General features: G+C 40.8%; 17 protein-coding genes. 2 read left to right on the top strand and 15 right to left on the bottom strand.

Going from position 1 to position 16546, the window contains the following annotated elements; all coding sequences use genetic code 11:
- Positions 1-39 precede the first annotated feature (39 nt).
- From HMPREF9625_RS01280 to HMPREF9625_RS01270, 3 genes are all read right to left on the bottom strand, one after another.
- Positions 40-603 (bottom strand): hypothetical protein, encoded by a 564-nt coding sequence (locus HMPREF9625_RS01280; RefSeq protein WP_009535086.1) that lies wholly within the window; start codon positions 601-603, stop codon positions 40-42.
- A gap of 110 nt (positions 604-713) precedes the next feature.
- Positions 714-1361, bottom strand: a complete 648-nt coding sequence (locus HMPREF9625_RS01275; protein ID WP_009535087.1) for a DUF6652 family protein — start codon at positions 1359-1361, stop codon at positions 714-716.
- A gap of 328 nt (positions 1362-1689) precedes the next feature.
- On the bottom strand, positions 1690-2160 hold the full coding sequence (locus tag HMPREF9625_RS01270; RefSeq protein ID WP_009535088.1) for a GNAT family N-acetyltransferase: 471 nt from the start codon (positions 2158-2160) through the stop codon (positions 1690-1692).
- 368 nt (positions 2161-2528) lie between these two features.
- On the opposite strand from HMPREF9625_RS01270, the gene HMPREF9625_RS01265 reads away from it, so the two are divergent.
- On the top strand, positions 2529-3164 hold the full coding sequence (locus HMPREF9625_RS01265; protein ID WP_009535089.1) for an L-2-amino-thiazoline-4-carboxylic acid hydrolase: 636 nt from the start codon (positions 2529-2531) through the stop codon (positions 3162-3164).
- Positions 3165-3311: 147 nt separating this feature from the next.
- Positions 3312-3815: a hypothetical protein gene (locus HMPREF9625_RS01260; RefSeq protein ID WP_009535090.1), complete on the top strand. Its 504-nt coding sequence runs from the start codon at positions 3312-3314 to the stop codon at positions 3813-3815.
- 74 nt (positions 3816-3889) lie between these two features.
- On the opposite strand, the gene HMPREF9625_RS01255 is transcribed toward HMPREF9625_RS01260, so the two are convergent.
- From HMPREF9625_RS01255 to ltrA (HMPREF9625_RS01200), 12 genes are all read right to left on the bottom strand, one after another.
- On the bottom strand, positions 3890-4297 hold the full coding sequence (locus HMPREF9625_RS01255; RefSeq protein WP_009535091.1) for a type II toxin-antitoxin system VapC family toxin: 408 nt from the start codon (positions 4295-4297) through the stop codon (positions 3890-3892).
- Positions 4281-4529, bottom strand: a complete 249-nt coding sequence (locus HMPREF9625_RS01250; protein WP_009535092.1) for a type II toxin-antitoxin system Phd/YefM family antitoxin — start codon at positions 4527-4529, stop codon at positions 4281-4283. Before HMPREF9625_RS01250 ends, HMPREF9625_RS01255 begins: the two co-directional genes overlap by 17 nt.
- 209 nt (positions 4530-4738) lie before the next feature.
- The gene (locus HMPREF9625_RS01245; protein ID WP_009535093.1) at positions 4739-5455 is read right to left on the bottom strand and encodes a lysophospholipid acyltransferase family protein; all 717 of its coding nucleotides are present in this window, start codon (positions 5453-5455) and stop codon (positions 4739-4741) included.
- Positions 5456-5636: 181 nt separating this feature from the next.
- Positions 5637-6362, bottom strand: coding sequence for a TraX family protein (locus tag HMPREF9625_RS01240; protein WP_009535094.1), 726 nt, complete (start codon positions 6360-6362; stop codon positions 5637-5639).
- A 57-nt stretch (positions 6363-6419) separates the two neighbouring features.
- Complete coding sequence (locus tag HMPREF9625_RS01235) at positions 6420-7787, bottom strand: FAD-dependent oxidoreductase (RefSeq protein WP_009535095.1); 1368 nt, start codon at positions 7785-7787, stop codon at positions 6420-6422.
- A 226-nt stretch (positions 7788-8013) separates the two neighbouring features.
- The gene (locus HMPREF9625_RS01230; RefSeq protein WP_009535096.1) at positions 8014-8784 is read right to left on the bottom strand and encodes a HEAT repeat domain-containing protein; all 771 of its coding nucleotides are present in this window, start codon (positions 8782-8784) and stop codon (positions 8014-8016) included.
- 96 nt (positions 8785-8880) lie between these two features.
- Entirely contained in the window at positions 8881-10125 is a 1245-nt protein-coding gene (ltrA, locus tag HMPREF9625_RS01225) for a group II intron reverse transcriptase/maturase (RefSeq protein ID WP_009535097.1), read from the bottom strand.
- Positions 10126-10642: 517 nt separating this feature from the next.
- Positions 10643-11770 carry a metal ABC transporter permease gene (locus HMPREF9625_RS01220; protein ID WP_009535098.1) on the bottom strand — a complete coding sequence of 376 codons (1128 nt, stop codon included), beginning with the start codon at positions 11768-11770 and terminating at the stop codon, positions 10643-10645.
- Entirely contained in the window at positions 11763-12650 is an 888-nt protein-coding gene (locus HMPREF9625_RS01215) for a metal ABC transporter permease (protein WP_009535099.1), read from the bottom strand. The genes HMPREF9625_RS01220 and HMPREF9625_RS01215 overlap by 8 nt, the downstream gene beginning before the upstream one ends.
- Positions 12643-13359: a metal ABC transporter ATP-binding protein gene (locus tag HMPREF9625_RS01210; RefSeq protein WP_009535100.1), complete on the bottom strand. Its 717-nt coding sequence runs from the start codon at positions 13357-13359 to the stop codon at positions 12643-12645. The genes HMPREF9625_RS01215 and HMPREF9625_RS01210 overlap by 8 nt, the downstream gene beginning before the upstream one ends.
- A 15-nt stretch (positions 13360-13374) precedes the next feature.
- The gene (locus HMPREF9625_RS01205) at positions 13375-14376 is read right to left on the bottom strand and encodes a metal ABC transporter solute-binding protein, Zn/Mn family (RefSeq protein WP_009537974.1); all 1002 of its coding nucleotides are present in this window, start codon (positions 14374-14376) and stop codon (positions 13375-13377) included.
- A 360-nt stretch (positions 14377-14736) separates the two neighbouring features.
- Positions 14737-16131 carry a group II intron reverse transcriptase/maturase gene (gene ltrA, locus HMPREF9625_RS01200; protein ID WP_009535102.1) on the bottom strand — a complete coding sequence of 465 codons (1395 nt, stop codon included), beginning with the start codon at positions 16129-16131 and terminating at the stop codon, positions 14737-14739.
- Between the last annotated feature and the right edge of the window lie 415 nt (positions 16132-16546).

Raw genomic sequence — 16546 nt, 5'->3', positions numbered from 1 at the left:
AAAGTTATTACTTACAATCTCATGCCTTTAATTAAAGCATTAATATCCTGCTTCAACCAATAAGAAGGGAAGCATAATCCCTCCAAGAATCATCCAAACAGCAAGGTTAATGCCAAAAACAGACAAGAAAAACATAGCTATAGATTTTCCTTTTCGAATCTGTACGGTAAAGCTGCTTAAATCCACAGGCTTTTTGATAAGGAGGTCTCCTATGGAAGCCTCTATTCTATCTCTGACACTTCCTTCTCCATTTATGGAAAGGATATAATTTCCCTCCTCTTCTACCTGAAAGGAGTAGAGCTCCATTCTTGCCATTTTAAAGCCGCTTACCGTAGTCCGCATCAGATTGGGAGCAAGACTGACTCTGTTCCCTGTCTCCTCCTCTACCAGCTGGAAACCGATTTTTCCAAGAGGAGATTTCGTGAATCTCTTCCCGCTAAGCCAAATCCCGTATTTTCCCTGAGGAAGATGAACGCTTCCCTCTTCCTCTAAACAGGGCATTTCAAAGAATAGCTCTGCCTTCGCAAAGCAGATGCTTTTTCGAATGCTGAAAATCAATAACGCAATCCCCATTGGGATCAATAAAAAACATAAATTTCTCATCTTGTCTCTCTTCCTAAAATGCTATCTTTACTGTCTTTCGTTAAGTATACATAATGTCTTTGCTTGAGAACGGCATAATGTATTTCTCTAAGAATGCATGATGTCTTTGTTTAAGAACGCATAAATAGTATAAACGTCAATCCCAAGATAGCACAAATCGCAGTGATTATAGATAAAATTTTCCCTCTCTTCCAATATCGCACCGTAATATACAGACCATCCAATATATCAAAGCCGGGAATGCACTGGAAAATAATGTGTAAGATACATTGTCCCAAAGTCCAGCTCTTTTCTTTTCTGCTCAGTAAAATCAGGCAAATGGCATAGCTAAGTCCTGCTAATCCCGCCATAAACGATATTCCGAGGAAAAGTGGTGCCACAACTAAGCTCATGGCGAAGAAAAAGGGAGCAATGAATAGGGTGGCCGGTAGCACCAGCATCACAAAGGAAAGCCCTATTCCGCCAAGTAAGACCACAAGAAAGATTGCCAAAAAAATCAGTACGGCAGGCAGAGAACTGTATTTAAAGAAAAGGAAAGCCTTTATGCACCGCTCACTATCCCCTCTTTTAAAAATTTTAAAAGCCTCCACAATCTGAGTGATTAAAAAACCGGTAAACACAAGGGCAAATAGGATATTCAATAAGACATAAAGCTGTATACTGAAAACAGGGTTTGCCGGAAGTAGGATAATAAAAGCAATCCAAGTGTATAATATAAAAATATGAAAGATTCTGAGAATCCATGAAAAATGCTTCATAATCTCTACCTCTAGCTTTCGAATGTATTGATAATTTCTACTGCCGATCCGGCAATTTTAGACCTATACTTACCTGCTCTGATCATCTCTTACTTTGCCTATTATTATCTTACATTGCCCAACTGCTATACTATTTACTTTATTTCTCAAAAAACATCCTAGTATTTTATGTTATGGAACGCAATAAAATAATCATAGCGCACTCTACCTTATTGAAAGTTTATACATCATTTTTAAACCAGAGTGTGTTTCCAAGATGGACTTTTATCCGGAAACGGGACAAACAGAATAGAACGCCGGTTGAGAAATCCGAACTTAAAACTTATCTTTAATCTTTTTCATAGAAGACAATGTCCATACGATCATTAATCTTATCCATTCTTCCGGTCAGATGATAGCCCATCTTTTCGTACAAATGAAGATTTCCTGCTTCTTGCAGTATTGTGTCCAAGCACCAGTGATGGCAACCATGTATTTTCTCTACCGCAGAAATTGCCGCTTGGGCATATCCTTTATTCCTATACTCCGGCATAATCCAGATTGGAGAGATTCGTTTTCTACTAGTATCTTTCTTGTCAATCACACGAATGACTCCAACATTTTCATTTTCAACAACAATAAAATAGTAAACAGTCCAAGGCTGTTCGTACCTTGCAATGATTTTCTCCAGCCCCTCTGCACCGGGACTCATATCATAGTCTTGATATTTATCCAATAATTCCGAGAAAGCCTTTATTTGCATTTCCCATATGGCTTGCAAATCCTCTCTAGTAGCAGTCTTTAATGAAACCGTAGCCATTAGATGACCTCCCTCTATATGCGGTAATCCCTATTACTGTTTAACTCCATTATACAGGTAAATCTGCGAAGTTTACAAAACCAAAGTCATTACCTATGGTCTATTAAGAAATAAGAAGCAACATAGAATTTATAAAAGTTAAATATCCTGTCTTAAACAATCAGGATGAAGAAACGAAAATTCAACATAGACAAAATGGCTGAAAGTGTTAAGCTACTATTAGTTAAACACAACTAATGCAATATTTCTTGTTCTATCATTATGTTATCTCATTATGTTTTATTCCTAGAGTTATGTAGCTCATACGGTTTGTACTAAATAGCAGAACCTGAACTACATTGATGAAGAAGTTTAGCGAGGTGAGTGTAATGAAATACAAAGGAATCTATTTTAACTTATTCAGTTTATTCTTGAAAAAACCGATGATAAAAAAGTTCGGAAAGGATAAGACGAGGGAAAGCTTACAAAAAGGACGTATCTTATACCGGGAAATGCTGGAGAACACGGAAGATGTCGGAGAGAAGAACCCTATGGCGCACAATATTTACTCCGCCTATGTTTTTCTGGCAGTATGCAGGGCCGGTAACTTTTCGGTGGAGGATTTTAGAGAAATAATCGCTGCATTTATGGACAATCGCATCATAAGAAAAGCCATGAGCTCCATAGATTTTAATAAAGAGACGGACATGAAGAAATTTGCCGAAAGGATGCATAAGGCGGAAGAATGGGCGGAGGCGCATCCGGAATATCAGGACAAAACCTGGGATTTTCATTTTGATGAAAAGCGACATAAGGACGGCTTTTATTATCACTTTACAAGATGCCCTTTGGAAAAATTCGCAAGAGAAAATGGCTATCTTGATTTATTACCTTTGTGCTGTGACATTGACCACATCGCGGTTGAACGAAACAAAGGAGTATTGCATAGAGAGCAAACGCTGGCGACAGGAGGCACAATCTGTGATTACTGGTTCGTGGGGAATCAAACGAAGAATCCGCTCTAATAATCCAAAGAGATAATGGGTTCCACTAGGAGAAATGCCCAAGCGTGATGTGGCACGCTTCGCGAGCGATACTCGTTAAGAACACAATCCTTCATACCTTTGAGCGATTCCAATACAGAAAAAACTATAGAAGGGAGCTAAGATTATATGGGCTATTATTTGTTCTATTTATTCTTTGCCTTTATCATTTGCCTTGCCTACAGCTTCTCTTTTTATCTTTATCTTCTTTTGGAGTTTGCCGTTAAGCAGAAAAAAGAAGTACCGGATTGGTTTTATCGTATCGGGCAGAATATGCAGGATCGAATTCACCGGGTTAAATTAGAAGATAGGACGAACTATGACGGACTAAAGCGGAGCCGTTTTTTTCTTCTCGGAATGCTTCTTTTAAGCTTCTTTACCTATCTGTTCTTTCACTCCCAAAGCCATGCTATTTCTTCCGCACTTTTAAACTGCGGAAAAGCACAGTTTGTCATCTGCTTTGTGATGAAAGAACTGACACAATATTGGAATTTAGGATCCTCCCCGAAGGAAAAGAGAAGTTATTATTCCCCAAGTTTTGCCGTAAGTGGATGCTTCATCATCAGCTCCGTTCTGCTACTTCTTTTTTTAGTAAGCATGGAACAACTACGGTTTCACATTTCCTTTCCATAGATTTATTCCCCAAGTCCTTTTCAATCATTGCCACCTTATTCGGGCGTCAAGAACCCCAAAGGAATCCACACCCCTCACAACCTTGACAAAAACTCTGTCGCGGTCAGTGCTGTAACATCACTTTCCCTAAAGTCCCTCTCATTTCTTGTAATAATATAATCAGCATGAATCCTCTTCGCTGTAGCCGACTGAATGGCATCTTCAAAATCATCCCATTGCATTTCTGCGGCCGAACTCATATCGCTTACATTAAGATTCTCAAATATAAAAATGAGCGAAAGTTGCTTTAAAACTTCGTTTATTTTCTCTGCATCCAATTCTTTTCGCATCACATAAACCAGATTGGCAAAAGTTAGAGCTGAAACATACCCCTCCACCTGCTTCGTCTCACAGATCTTCCAGATTCCAACAGAGTCTTTGAAGTAGGGTGTTCTTCTCTGAAGCACATCCAGAAGAATATTTCCGTCAATTAGTAACTTCATACTTCTCCTTCAAACTTTTTTCTCTCGCCTTATCTATATCCGTATCACCTATCAGTATCCCTACAAGAGAATCCGTTAAATAAGATATCGCCCTTTCTCGCGGAATAAATCGGCCCACCTCTTTACCGTTTTTTGTGACAATAATCTCACTGCCCTCCTGAACCATAGCAAGATACCTGCCAAAGTTGTTCTGCATCTCTGTTGCTGTAGCGGTTGCCGTATTTCCTATCATAGTATCACCTCTCTTTTATATTAGCTAATACCAATATATACTTTTTTAGCTAAAATTCAAGATTTCTCTCATAAAAAAGCACTGCAAAAATGCAGTGCTATCACCTTCATAGAAAATTAAACGAAGAATCTGATCTTCTATTCATACGTTCTAAAATTACTCCTTCAGGTACAGCAAATAATCATTTTTAAAAAAAGCCAATAATGCCATCATTGGTGTATACGTTGCTCTTCATAAATCTGAGCAATCACCGTATGTACGTATTTTGCCATCTGTACAGTATTATTCAGTTCAAGTGCTTTTGGATTAACAATTTCCCCAATACGAATGCTCACATTAGCCGGGCGAAAGCTATGAAAACGCTCATAACACTCCTCTGAATTATAGAATGAAACTGGAACAATACGTGCATTTGCCTTAAAAGCCATTTTAAAACTACCGGGTTTAAATTCCTCCACACTATCTTCCTTCGTTCTTCTCCCCTCCGAAAAAATAACGACTGAATACCCGTTTTCTATTCTTTGAATGCCTTGATTAATAACTTCTATTGACTTTTTGATATCATCTCGTTCTAAAAACAAGCATCCTATATCCCGAAACCATTTACCAATAAATGGAAATTTTTTAATCTCACTTTTTCCAATGAAAATCAATGGTTTCTCCATTATTGCAATCATTATTAAGCTGTCAAAATTACTTCTATGATTTCCAATATAAACCATGGGTTCATCATATATGGTACAGCCTTGAATATCCATTTTTACGCCTAATAATTTGAGCATTTTTCTTGCTATTTTTTTCAAGCTATAAAAATTTGCATCATGTTCAGTCTTCTTGTCCTTGTATTTCAAATGATGAATCAATCTTACCGGATAAGAATATAACATAGCTCCAACAAAATACAAAAATGCAACAATCAATCTCATAGCTATCTCCATTCCAGCACATTCAACAGGCGGCACAAATAGTAATAAAAGTCTCCATAACTAACTAGCGAAAGTCTAAATTTCAGTATCGCATAAGTAAAAACTATCTTTAAAATAAAATAAGTAAACGCTAATCTACTAAATATTGAAAGGCTATTTTGAAAAGCCTAGTATTAAAAAGCTATATATTGAAATACAAGCGTAAAAGCCCCAGTATCAAAAGATGCACCGGATAGAATGCATAATTCAGCCACTTGCTCTGTTTTCCTCTTTTCCCATTATACGTTAAGCATAATCCAAATCCCAGAAAAGAATAAATCTCCTTTATGATAGACAGAAATCCAAGCCCGGCTCCCCAAAGGGGTTTTTGATAGAAAATATAAAAAAGATAAGCCACTATTACTGCATGGAAATCATAGTCCAGACTGAGGAACATCGCCAAAATACTAAAAATCCCCACAAGAAACAAAGAAAATCCGTACCATAAAATTCTGTTCGGAATTTTCCTTTTGAAACTGTCGATGATCCAAATACAACTAAGACATAATGCCAAAGTAAACATCATATTATTCCAATTTGGATTAAAGAAGACTTTTGAGGTAAATAAATCAAAGGGCACTTCGGAAAGAACGCCAAAAAGGAAAAGATTCAGAAGGTACTTTCTCCGATTTTTCGTCTTAAAAAATCCCTCCACTAAAAAGAACATAAAGAGGGGAAAGGCAATCCTCCCCAGAATCGAAAGCAGATTCGATACCTGAAGCAAAAAGCCTTTCCCTTCTAAAATTGGTACTAGCAAAGCATTGTTTACATGGTCAAGAAGCATGGAAAGAAACGCAATATATTTTAATTGAGCGCCATTAAGGATTTGGTACTTTTTCAAGCGATTTTCCATGGGCTTTGGAGACATAATTTTTCCTTTTTTCTATTTTTCACAACATAAACCATGCACTAGTCTCGTCGAACTTTATTTTACCGCTCCGAACAAATCGTTCAGCGCTTCCGCCATGGTCGGGTGGGTGAAAATCTGGTTCGCAAGCACCGTGTAAGGCTGCTTCGTCATCATCGCTAAAACTACGATATTGATCACTTCGTGGGACTCTTCACCGAACAAGGTCACGCCCAAAATCTGATTGTTTTCGGCATCTACAACTGCCTTGTACAGTCCGGTTTGATTTCCGAGGATTTTCGCCTTGGGAATCGCAGTAACCGGTAAGGTCGCCACCTTGATTTTGTAGCCTTTTTCTCTCGCTTCTTTTTCACTGAGTCCCACTCTGGAAAATGTCGGATGAAGAAAGGCGGAGAAAGCAACAGGCTGACGATTATTTCTTCCGTAGCTTCCCTGATTATCCAAAAAGCTCTTCACAATTCGGAAATCATCCAAGGAAATATAGGTAAATTGCGGGCCTCCATTAACATCTCCCATCGCGAAAATGTGCGCCTTATTGCTCTGCAGGTGTTCATTTACCTTGATAAATCCTCTTTCGGAAACTTCCACACCCGCATTTTCCAAGTGCAGCTCTTCCGTGTTCGCCTGTCGTCCGGTCGCAACGAGAAAGGCATCTACGGAAAGTTCTTTCTTTTCTCCATTTACCGTGTAGGAAAGGTGAACTGCCTTTTCATCCTGCGATACCTGCTGAAGCGCCGCGCCAAAGAGGAAGTCCACACCTAATCCCTGATAAGATGCCAATACTTCCTTCGCTACATCCTCATCTTCTCTCGGTAATATCCGGTCTCCCTGGTCAATGATGGTCACATTTGTACCGAACTTCGCATAGCTCGCCGCAAATTCCAGTCCGATAAATCCGCTTCCGAGAATCGCCAAGCTCTTTGGGAATTCTTCCAGATCCATCAGCGTTTCGCTGGTATGAATGCGTCTTCCGACTTCCAAGCCGGGAACACTTGGGATAAACGGTCTAGCACCGGTATTGACAAAGATGCGCTCCGCATAAACTTCAGATACCTCGCTGCCATTTCTAACCTGCACGGTATGCTCATCTTTAAAAGAAGCCAGTCCGTCCAGCACTTCAACATTTTCATTGCTTGCCACCTTGTCGTAATTTGCCTTATTCAGCTTAGCAATCAATGCCTTCTTCTGTAAAACGGCATTTTTATAGTATTCCGCATCACTCTCTCCGCTGAAGCTTCTTCTATCCGCAGCTGTCGCCAGAAACTTAGAGGGAATGCAGCCTACATTGATGCAGGTTCCGCCGTACATCAGAGGGGATTTTTCCACCAAAACGGTCTTTTCACCCTTATTTCCCAGATAATTCGCGAGGGTCTTCCCCGCCTTACCGAATCCGATAATCAAGTTTTCTACTTTTTTAGTTGTCATGTTCTTCTCCTTTAAATTTTAGTAATGTAAATATCAAACGCATCAAAATCAGCGATAACTCACCTACAAAAAAGTGATTCTCTTTTGACCCGTTAAATTTTTAAATTAGGAAATGTCAACGTATTAATCATAAAGCGTGAATGGGAAAAAGCCATATTGAAAGTATGAAAAGAGTATTAAATCGATATAGCTCAATAAATATCTTTTATCCATGACTTTCCATACCTTACTTCAGCAAAAACCGTACCGCAGAGCATCTTGCTTTTTCAATTTGCATTTCGTCTTCCGCTTCCAACGCAGACGCACTAAGCCATTTTTTAGAAAATAAAGTTTGTGCCGCTTCTATCATGATGCCGGAGGCCTGTAAATCCTTTTCTTCTTCGATTGCTTTTGCAAAATCTTTCTTCGTTTCTTCTTGTAAGATTTCTCCATTTACCCTATGGAAAGACATTTGCATAAGGCTGCTCGCTGCCCACGCTCGGCAAAACGCGTCCCGGTCTTCCAGCATTTTCCTTGTCAAAAAAGGAATCTCCCGCTCCCCGGCCACCCAGCCCAGGGCAATTAGGCATTTCTCACGAAGGAAATCCTCTTCCGTTTCGATAAATCGAAGGAGAAAGGGAAGGAGTTCTTCACAGTAAGAAGAGAAATACTCTCTATGTCTTCCCTGCGAAAGAATTTCCGCAAGAAGATAAGCCGTAAACACAGCTTCCCTAAGCTCTTCGGAGGCTTCCTCCCGCTGAAGCAAAGCATCAGGTATTTCCACTTGACCAAGTCTTCCGAGTAAAAAACGAAGCCCCTCTTCTCCATGTCGGTCAAAACTGCTTTCCAGTCGTAGATTTTTCTCCTCTTTCCAAGTCCGACAAATCAGTCGGAAATGCCCCTCTATATCCGAAGAGGCCCCTAATTCCGCAATGAATCTGATTCGTTTTCCATCCGGAAAGTTCTCCTTTTCAAGTGCTTTATAGGTCTGTTCAAAATCTTCGGTTTCGTTGGACATCACACGTCTCCTTTTCCCTCTAAAATCGAGTAGGAGGCGGTGACTAACCGCCGTCCTCTCACAGCACTGTACGTACGGTTCTCGTATACAGCGCTTTCAATAGTTGATGTGCACAGACTGATATGCTGTGGTTAAATCGTAAAAGCCACTGTTTATCAGTCTTTCTTTTGTCATTTCCATGTTCATGACAACTGTATGTGTTGTAAACCAATAGCCTCGTCTGCTGTTTGCCGTTTTCCACCCTAGGTCTTGAGGAACTCCCATGACCCTCAGGTTTCGGTATCTAGTTCTCACACGCTTCCATTGTTTCCATATACACATACGTATTCTGTGATAGAGCCATCCGTTAATGTCGTTCATGTTATTCTTCATGCTTGCAATTCCATAGTAGTTAAGCCATCCTCTTGCATATACCTTGATTCTTTCAAGACTCGGCTTGATTGACTGACAGCACTTACGGGAAGAAAGCTCTTTCAGTTTCTCCTCAAGATACCTCGTACTGCTCTCTAAGAGTCTCTCTGATGCCTTCCTGCTTTTCGCAAGAAGGACTATGTCATCTGCATACCTTATGCATGGGACACCTCTTTTCAAAAACTCCCAGTCGAACTCATTGAGGTAGATATTCGCAAGCAAAGGGGATAGATTCCCTCCTTGTGGCGACCCTTCCTCTGTTTCAATAACCACTCCATTTTCCATTACGCCACTTTTCAGATACCTCTTGATAAGTTGCACCACACGTTCATCTTTTACATTTTTCCTCAGAAGGTTGATAAGAATCTCGTGGTTGATTGTATCGAAATATTTCGATAGGTCTAGAACTACCGCATATGTGTAACCCTGTTCAGCGTACTCCTTGACCTTTAGTATCGCTCCTTTTGCGTCTCTGTTTGGGCGGTAGCCGTAACTGCCGTCTGCAAAAAGTGGTTCATAGATTGGCACTAACTGCTGTGTTATCGCCTGTTGAAGTGTGCGGTCTATCACCGTTGGTATGCCAAGCTTTCGCACACCACCATCCGGTTTAGGAATCTCAACACGCCTTACGCGTGACGGAGTATACTTTCCACGATAGATACGTGTTGTTAACTCTTGTTGATGTTCCTTAAGATAAGGAAGTGCCTCTTCGATAGTCATTCCATCAACTCCAGGTGCTCCCTTGTTTGCCTTCACTCTCTTATACGCTCTGTTAAAGTTATCTTTATGCAGTATCGCTTCTAAGAGCTTCGGCTGTGCACTGTCTCTTTCTTTCCATATCAGATTGAATGACCTACGCGCTTTCACATACCCTTCATGTTCCGCACTATCTCTTTGCGAACAGCCATTGTTTTCAATGTTTTCTGCCATAACCAGTCATTCCTCCTATCTCAGTCATACTTGAGACTCCTACTGATTCGGTCCTTTGTCTCTCGACTACTATGACCTCTGCTGACTTCTGTGTGTTCAGCATTGCTTTGGACAATGGTTACCTCTTTCGAGGCATATCACACAGACCTCCCTAGGTACCACACGTTTCTTCCTCTCCATCTATCTGCCTCATTTATCATGCATGATTCCGTGTAGTTATTGGACTTTGGCTTGTGCTGCAGTCTTATCCTCATGCATAACCTCATATGAGATTTCTGTTCGTCAGACCAGAGATTTGCCCATGAGTTAGTATCTTCCTCATATCCAGCTTCCTTCAGATTCGAGGTCACCCTCGACACCCTTGCCTTCGGCTATATCCTTCCCACTACCGGGCGGATTCGGGACTTTAACCCGTTAGAAAGGTGCGCCGCTAGGCGCACCTTTGAAGAGCCCTCCGATAATTCGGAGGGCTTTATCTATCTCTCAATTAAATCCTCTACCTCACAGCCGAGGGCTTTTATTCCTCAATCTCCACAAACTTCTCTCTGCCTCTCTCGGTCAAATCATAAATATTCTTATCTATATCTATCCTTATAAACCCTTTTTTTATAAGTCTTCCTGCTATTTTATCAACCTCGGCCTGCTTCCATTTGAGATGGTTCTTGATTGAGCCTAATCCCAGTTCCTCACTTTCCTCCTTTTTGCCTGAATGATTACCTATATGGTTGAGGAAAAGTCCTAGTTTTAACTCACTTTTTCTCTGTAATCTTATAAATATAGCAGTAATCAGCCCTTCTCTATTAAACAAAAAGGTAAGTAAAAATGTAACTCCTGCGGCTGCAGCTGTCATTCCAGACATAGATACATTCATAAGAAGCGAAAACACATAGCCTATAATAGAATTGATAACTGCATAGCCAACCGAAATGGCTATCATCACCTTAAGGTCTTTACTTATAAGATAGGCCGCTGCCCCCGGAGTAATCAAAAACGAAACTACCAAGATAGCCCCAACCGCATCAAAGGCAGTAACTGCTGTAAACGATGAAAGTGTCATCAATGCATAAAACAGGGCTGCCGAGGAAAATCCCGCAAGCGTTGCAAACCCTCTGTCAAAGGTAGTTACCTTAAGTTCCTTAAAGAAAATGATGACAAAGAGTAAGTTTATCACAAGCAATATTCCCATCTGTACAAATGCCTTGGGCAGGTCGATTCCCATAAATTCTATCCTGTTTAACGGTGCAATGATGACCTCTCCCATCAGCACTACGTCTGTATCCAGATGTACATTCCTAGCAAATTTCGTAATCAGAACTACTGCAAGGGCAAAAAACATCGGGAAGACTATACCCACCGCATCATCATTTTTTACAAGTCCTGTTCCCGAAAGTAATTCTACCGCAAATACTGTAATCACGCCAAATGTCGCCGCTCCCACTATTAAAAACGGAGAACCCACATCCTTTACTATGAAAAATGCAATAACTATGCCCAGTAAAACCGAATGTGAAATGGCATCTGAAACCATTGAAAGCTTCCTTAAGACCAAAAACGGGCTTAACACCGCACAGGCTACAGCAGTTATAAGAAGTACAAAGTAAGACTCGTAGGATATGGCAAAATAAGATAATAATGACTCAATCATTTCCTCCATGCCTCCTCATCCTAAGGTTCTTTATCATCCCATGCGGCCCTATTACAAGAGAAATGATTGCAAAGCTTCCCATTATGAGTATTATGGTTGCCCCTGTGCTCATTCCGTCATAAGCAGTTGAAATATAAGTACCGATAAGTGCTGAAACTCCGCCAACCACACCCGCTATTATAAGTACCCTGCTAAATTTATCGCTCCATTGAAGAGCTGTAATTGCGGGTATTATAAGCAAAGATGAAATAAGGATAGCTCCCACAAGTTTCAGTCCTGTTGCTATTATTCCCATCGTCATTACAAGAATTATGCCATAGAGTAAAACCGCCCTTATCCCAATGGTGCTTGCATATATTTCGTCAAATAAAAATAACTTGATTTCTTTGTAAAATAAAACAAGTAAAACCAAAGCAGGAACTCCAATATACACTATGAGCTTCACATCGTCCTTCATAATGTATGCGGCCTGTCCAAAGATATAGCTTGAAAGCCCTGACTGAGCAGCCTCCTTATAGTTGCTATTACCCTGAATATAGCTTTTTAACACCATTCCCACTCCAAAAAATGACGACAAAACCACTGCAAGTATCGCATCTAACTTAAGCTTTGAATTCTCCTTTATGACCTGAATGAGCATAAAGGCTGTAGCACCGGATGCTACCGCTCCCAGCGTTAACAGCACAGGCTCCCTTTGCATAAAAAGCATAAAAGACAGGATTATCCCAGGGAATGCAGCATGTCCTATGGCATCTCCTATCAGCGACTGTCCCTTAAGTACTGTAATACAGCCCACAGCCCCTGCTATGGCTGCAAGCAAAAATGTACCGCTTCCAACTATGATAAACGTATAGCTTGTAAGTATATCGATGTTAAACATTTTTCATCATCGCCTTTTCTAAATTTTCGTTTGTGAATGCCTCACTTACCCTGCCTTCAGCCACTACCTTTTTGTTGATTATAACCACATGATCAAAATATTCCCTTATTGTGGCAAGGTCGTGATGGACTATCACAGCAGTTTTCCCCTTTTTTTGCTCTTCTTTTATAAAATCAATTATTACCTTCTCCGTAACCTTATCTATGCCAGCAAGAGGCTCATCCATAAAATAAATCTCTGCCTCCTGTGCTATCAGTCTTGCTATAAATACCCTCTGTCTCTGCCCTCCTGAAAGCTTGGATATCTGCCTATTCTTAAACTCATACATACCTATCCTTTTAAGAGCCGCCTCCGCTTTTTCCCTATCCTCCAGCCCGGGATGCCTAAACCAACCTAGATGTACATATCTGCCCATAAGCACCACATCCATAACGGTGGTTGGAAAGTCCCAGTTTACCTCAGAAGTCTGCGGAATATAGGCTATTTTCTTCTGGACTTTTTTAATGGGCTCCCCCATAATAAGAATCTCACCTGCAAGCTTATTTTGAAGTCCCAATATCCCCTTTATCAAGGTAGATTTACCTGCACCGTTTGGCCCAATAACGGCTGTAACCGAGCCTGCCATTATATCTATATCACAATCCTTTAGCACAGGCTTGTCGTGGTAGGCTATAGTCAAATCCTCTACCTTTACAATCACCTCTTCCATGCCTACCCCTCCTTCTTACTTTAAGTTTTCAGTGATTAACTTTATATTGTGTTTATACATATCTATGTAAGTATCACCACTTTGCCCCTCGGGTGCAAGCGAGTCGGAAAACAGCTCATTTCCCTCACCACTTACAACCTTTACATCAAAGCCCTTAGCCCTGCAAGCCTCTTTAAGCTTCTCCATCCTTGCCGGGTCTGTGGTAGATTCTGCAAAAATAGCTTTCACCTTATGCTTCACAATAAAGTCAACAGTCTTATCTATATCTTTATTTGCGACCTCTGAATCTGTGCTAACCCCTTGAGGAGCTACAACTTCAATACCGTATCTTCTTGAAAAATAATTAAAGGCATCGTGTGGCGTAATCAGGTACCGTCCGCCTTCAGGAATCTCTGCAAGTGATTTTTTATTTTCTTCATCAAGAGCTGACAGCTTTTCTAAGTAAGCTTTTGTATTTTTATCTATTTCATCTTTTTTCTCAGGTAAAAGCTCAGAAAGCTTTGCACTTGCATTCTCGGTGGCTTCTTTGTAAAGATCTATATCAAACCAAAAATGCGGATCTATTATTACCGCCCCATCTTCCTCCATCTTGCCAATCTTGTCCTCTGAAAATGTGGATGCTACTGCATATCCCTTCTTTTCAAGTACCTCCTGCATCTTCCCCTCAAAGTGAAGTCCGTGAAAAAGCACCAAATCAGCCTCGGCAATCTTCCTTAAATCCTCCGGCTTTGCCACATAAAGATGTGGATCTTCTCCTGCTGGTATAATAAGCTCTTTATCTACCATATCGCCTGCAAGCTGATTTACCATATCATATAAAAATGAAGTAGTAACTGTTACTTTTTTCTTTGTCATTTGGGAGTCAGTCTTTCCTGAACCTCCCATCGCACCGGAAATCATGGTACTTTTAGAGCCTTCATCTTTCTTAGAAGTCATTGTTTCTCCCTGACTTCCTGTTTTCCCACAACTTGTTAATAGTATAATTCCGAGTAGTAAAAATAATAATGTCTTTTTCAATTTCTTCTCTTCTCCTTTTTCAGTATAAATTTCAAGCTTGACGTTGGTTAGTCTAAGCTAACCAATGGATAGTATATAATTAAGGGAGAAGATATGTCAAGGAGGTTCTTTAGTAATGAAATTGATAGTCTGTGCGAAAGCCACTTATTTCGTGTAAGTCATCAGTTATCTTTTCTCTTTTGTATAGCGGCATAAAGCCCCGCCCTGCATCGCTGCAATATATGGTTTTACTTTGGTAAGCCCTCCGAAGAATCGGAGGGCTTATTTATCTCTCAATTAAACCCTCTAATCGAGTAGGAGGCGGTGACTAATCGCCGTCCTCTCACAGCACTGTACGTACGGTTCTCGTATACAGCGCTTTCAATAGTTGACGTGCACAGACTGATATGCTATGGCTAAATCGTAAAAGCCACTGTTTATCAGTCTTTCTTTTGTCATTGCCATGTTCATGACAACTGTATGTGTTGTAAACCAATAGCCTCGTCTGCTGTTTGCCGTTTTCCACCCTAGGTCTTGAGGAACTCCCATGACCCTCAGGTTTCGGTATCTGGTTCGCACACATTTCCATTGTTTCCATATACACATACGTATTCTGTGATAGAGCCATCCGTTGACCTCATTCATGTTGCTCTTCATACTTGCTATTCCATAGTAGTTAAGCCACCCTCTTGCGTATACCTTGATTCTTTCTAGGCTCGGCTTGATTGACTGACAGAGCTTACGGGAAGAAAGTTCTTTCAGTTTCGACTTAAACTTCTCCCAAGACTTTGCATGAACTCGGACATATATGCCACTTCTGTTCCTTCCCAGTGCAAAGCCAAGGAATTTAAAATTTCGGATTGCAAATACACTGACAGTACGGCTTTTCTCTCGATTCACTGTGAGTTTCAGTTTCTCCTCAAGATACCTCGTACTGCTCTCTAAGAGTCTCTCTGATGCCTTCCTGCTTTTCGCAAGAAGGACTATGTCATCTGCATACCTTATGCATGGGACACCTCTTTTCAAAAACTCCCAGTCGAACTCATTGAGGTAGATATTCGCAAGCAAAGGGGATAGATTCCCTCCTTGTGGCGACCCTTCCTCTGTTTCAATAACCACTCCATTTTCCATTACGCCACTTTTCAGATACCTCTTGATAAGTTGCACCACACGTTCATCTTTTACATTTTTCCTCAGAAGGTTGATAAGAATCTCGTGGTTGATTGTATCGAAATATTTCGATAAGTCTAGAACTACCGCATATGTGTAGCCCTGTTCAGCGTACTCCTTAACCTTAAGTATTGCTCCTTTTGCGTCTCTGTTTGGACGGTAACCGTAACTGCCGTCTGTAAAAAGTGGCTCATAGATTGGAACTAATTGTTGTGTTATCGCCTGTTGAAGTGTACGGTCTATCACTGTTGGTATGCCAAGCTTTCGCACACCACCATCTGGTTTAGGAATCTCAACTCGTCTTACTGGAGACGGAGTATACTTTCCACGATGGATACGGTTAGTTAACTCCTGTTGATGTTCCTGAAGATAAGGAAGTGCCTCTTCGATGGTCATTCCATCAATTCCAGGTGCTCCCTTGTTTGCCTTCACTCTCTTATACGCTCTGTTAACGTTATCTTTATGCAGTATCGCTTCTAAGCGCTTCGGCTGTGCACTGTCTCTTTCTTTCCATATCAGATTGAATGACCTACGCGCTTTTGCATACCCTTCATGTTCCGCACTATCTCTCTGCAAACAGCCACTGTTCTCAGTATTTTCTGCCATGACTAGCCATTCCTCCTTTCTCAGTCATACTTGAGACTCCTATTGATTCGGTCCTTTGTCTCTCGACTACTATGACCTCTGCTGACTTCTGTGTGTTCAGCATTGCTCCTAGCAATGGTTACCTCTTTCAAGGCTTATCACACAGACCTCCCTAGGTACCACACGTTTCTTCCTCTCCATATATCTGCCTCATTTATCATGCATGATTCCGTGTAGTTATTGGACTTTGGCTTGTGCTGCAGTCTTATCCTCATGCATAACCTCATATGAGATTTCTGTTCGTCAGACCAGAGATTTGCCCATGAGTTAGTATCTTCCTCATATCCAGCTTCCTTCAGATTCGAGGTCACCCTCGACACCCTTGCCTTCGGCTATATCCTTCCCACTACCGGGCGGATTCGGGACTTTAACCCGT

The sequence above is a fragment of the Oribacterium parvum ACB1 genome (assembly GCF_000238055.2).
Taxonomy (GTDB): domain Bacteria; phylum Bacillota; class Clostridia; order Lachnospirales; family Lachnospiraceae; genus Oribacterium; species Oribacterium parvum.
The sequence above is the reverse complement of the archived record's forward strand: the minus strand, read 5'-3'. Positions and strand labels throughout refer to the sequence as shown.

Bases quoted from the DNA above. Each gene is read 5' to 3' on its own strand.
- HMPREF9625_RS01220 (WP_009535098.1), bottom strand. From the start codon at position 11,770: ATGATTGAGTCATTATTATCTTATTTTGCCATATCCTACGAGTCTTAC.
- HMPREF9625_RS01230 (WP_009535096.1), bottom strand. From the start codon at position 8,784: ATGTCCAACGAAACCGAAGATTTTGAACAGACCTATAAAGCACTTGAA.
- HMPREF9625_RS01215 (WP_009535099.1), bottom strand. From the start codon at position 12,650: ATGTTTAACATCGATATACTTACAAGCTATACGTTTATCATAGTTGGA.
- HMPREF9625_RS01210 (WP_009535100.1), bottom strand. From the start codon at position 13,359: ATGGAAGAGGTGATTGTAAAGGTAGAGGATTTGACTATAGCCTACCAC.
- HMPREF9625_RS01255 (WP_009535091.1), bottom strand. From the start codon at position 4,297: ATGAAGTTACTAATTGACGGAAATATTCTTCTGGATGTGCTTCAGAGA.
- HMPREF9625_RS01245 (WP_009535093.1), bottom strand. From the start codon at position 5,455: ATGAGATTGATTGTTGCATTTTTGTATTTTGTTGGAGCTATGTTATAT.
- HMPREF9625_RS01275 (WP_009535087.1), bottom strand. From the start codon at position 1,361: ATGAAGCATTTTTCATGGATTCTCAGAATCTTTCATATTTTTATATTA.
- HMPREF9625_RS01240 (WP_009535094.1), bottom strand. From the start codon at position 6,362: ATGTCTCCAAAGCCCATGGAAAATCGCTTGAAAAAGTACCAAATCCTT.
- HMPREF9625_RS01235 (WP_009535095.1), bottom strand. From the start codon at position 7,787: ATGACAACTAAAAAAGTAGAAAACTTGATTATCGGATTCGGTAAGGCG.
- ltrA (WP_009535102.1), bottom strand. From the start codon at position 16,131: ATGGCAGAAAATACTGAGAACAGTGGCTGTTTGCAGAGAGATAGTGCG.
- HMPREF9625_RS01260 (WP_009535090.1), top strand. From the start codon at position 3,312: ATGGGCTATTATTTGTTCTATTTATTCTTTGCCTTTATCATTTGCCTT.
- HMPREF9625_RS01250 (WP_009535092.1), bottom strand. From the start codon at position 4,529: ATGATAGGAAATACGGCAACCGCTACAGCAACAGAGATGCAGAACAAC.
- HMPREF9625_RS01270 (WP_009535088.1), bottom strand. From the start codon at position 2,160: ATGGCTACGGTTTCATTAAAGACTGCTACTAGAGAGGATTTGCAAGCC.
- ltrA (WP_009535097.1), bottom strand. From the start codon at position 10,125: ATGGCAGAAAACATTGAAAACAATGGCTGTTCGCAAAGAGATAGTGCG.
- HMPREF9625_RS01265 (WP_009535089.1), top strand. From the start codon at position 2,529: ATGAAATACAAAGGAATCTATTTTAACTTATTCAGTTTATTCTTGAAA.
- HMPREF9625_RS01280 (WP_009535086.1), bottom strand. From the start codon at position 603: ATGAGAAATTTATGTTTTTTATTGATCCCAATGGGGATTGCGTTATTG.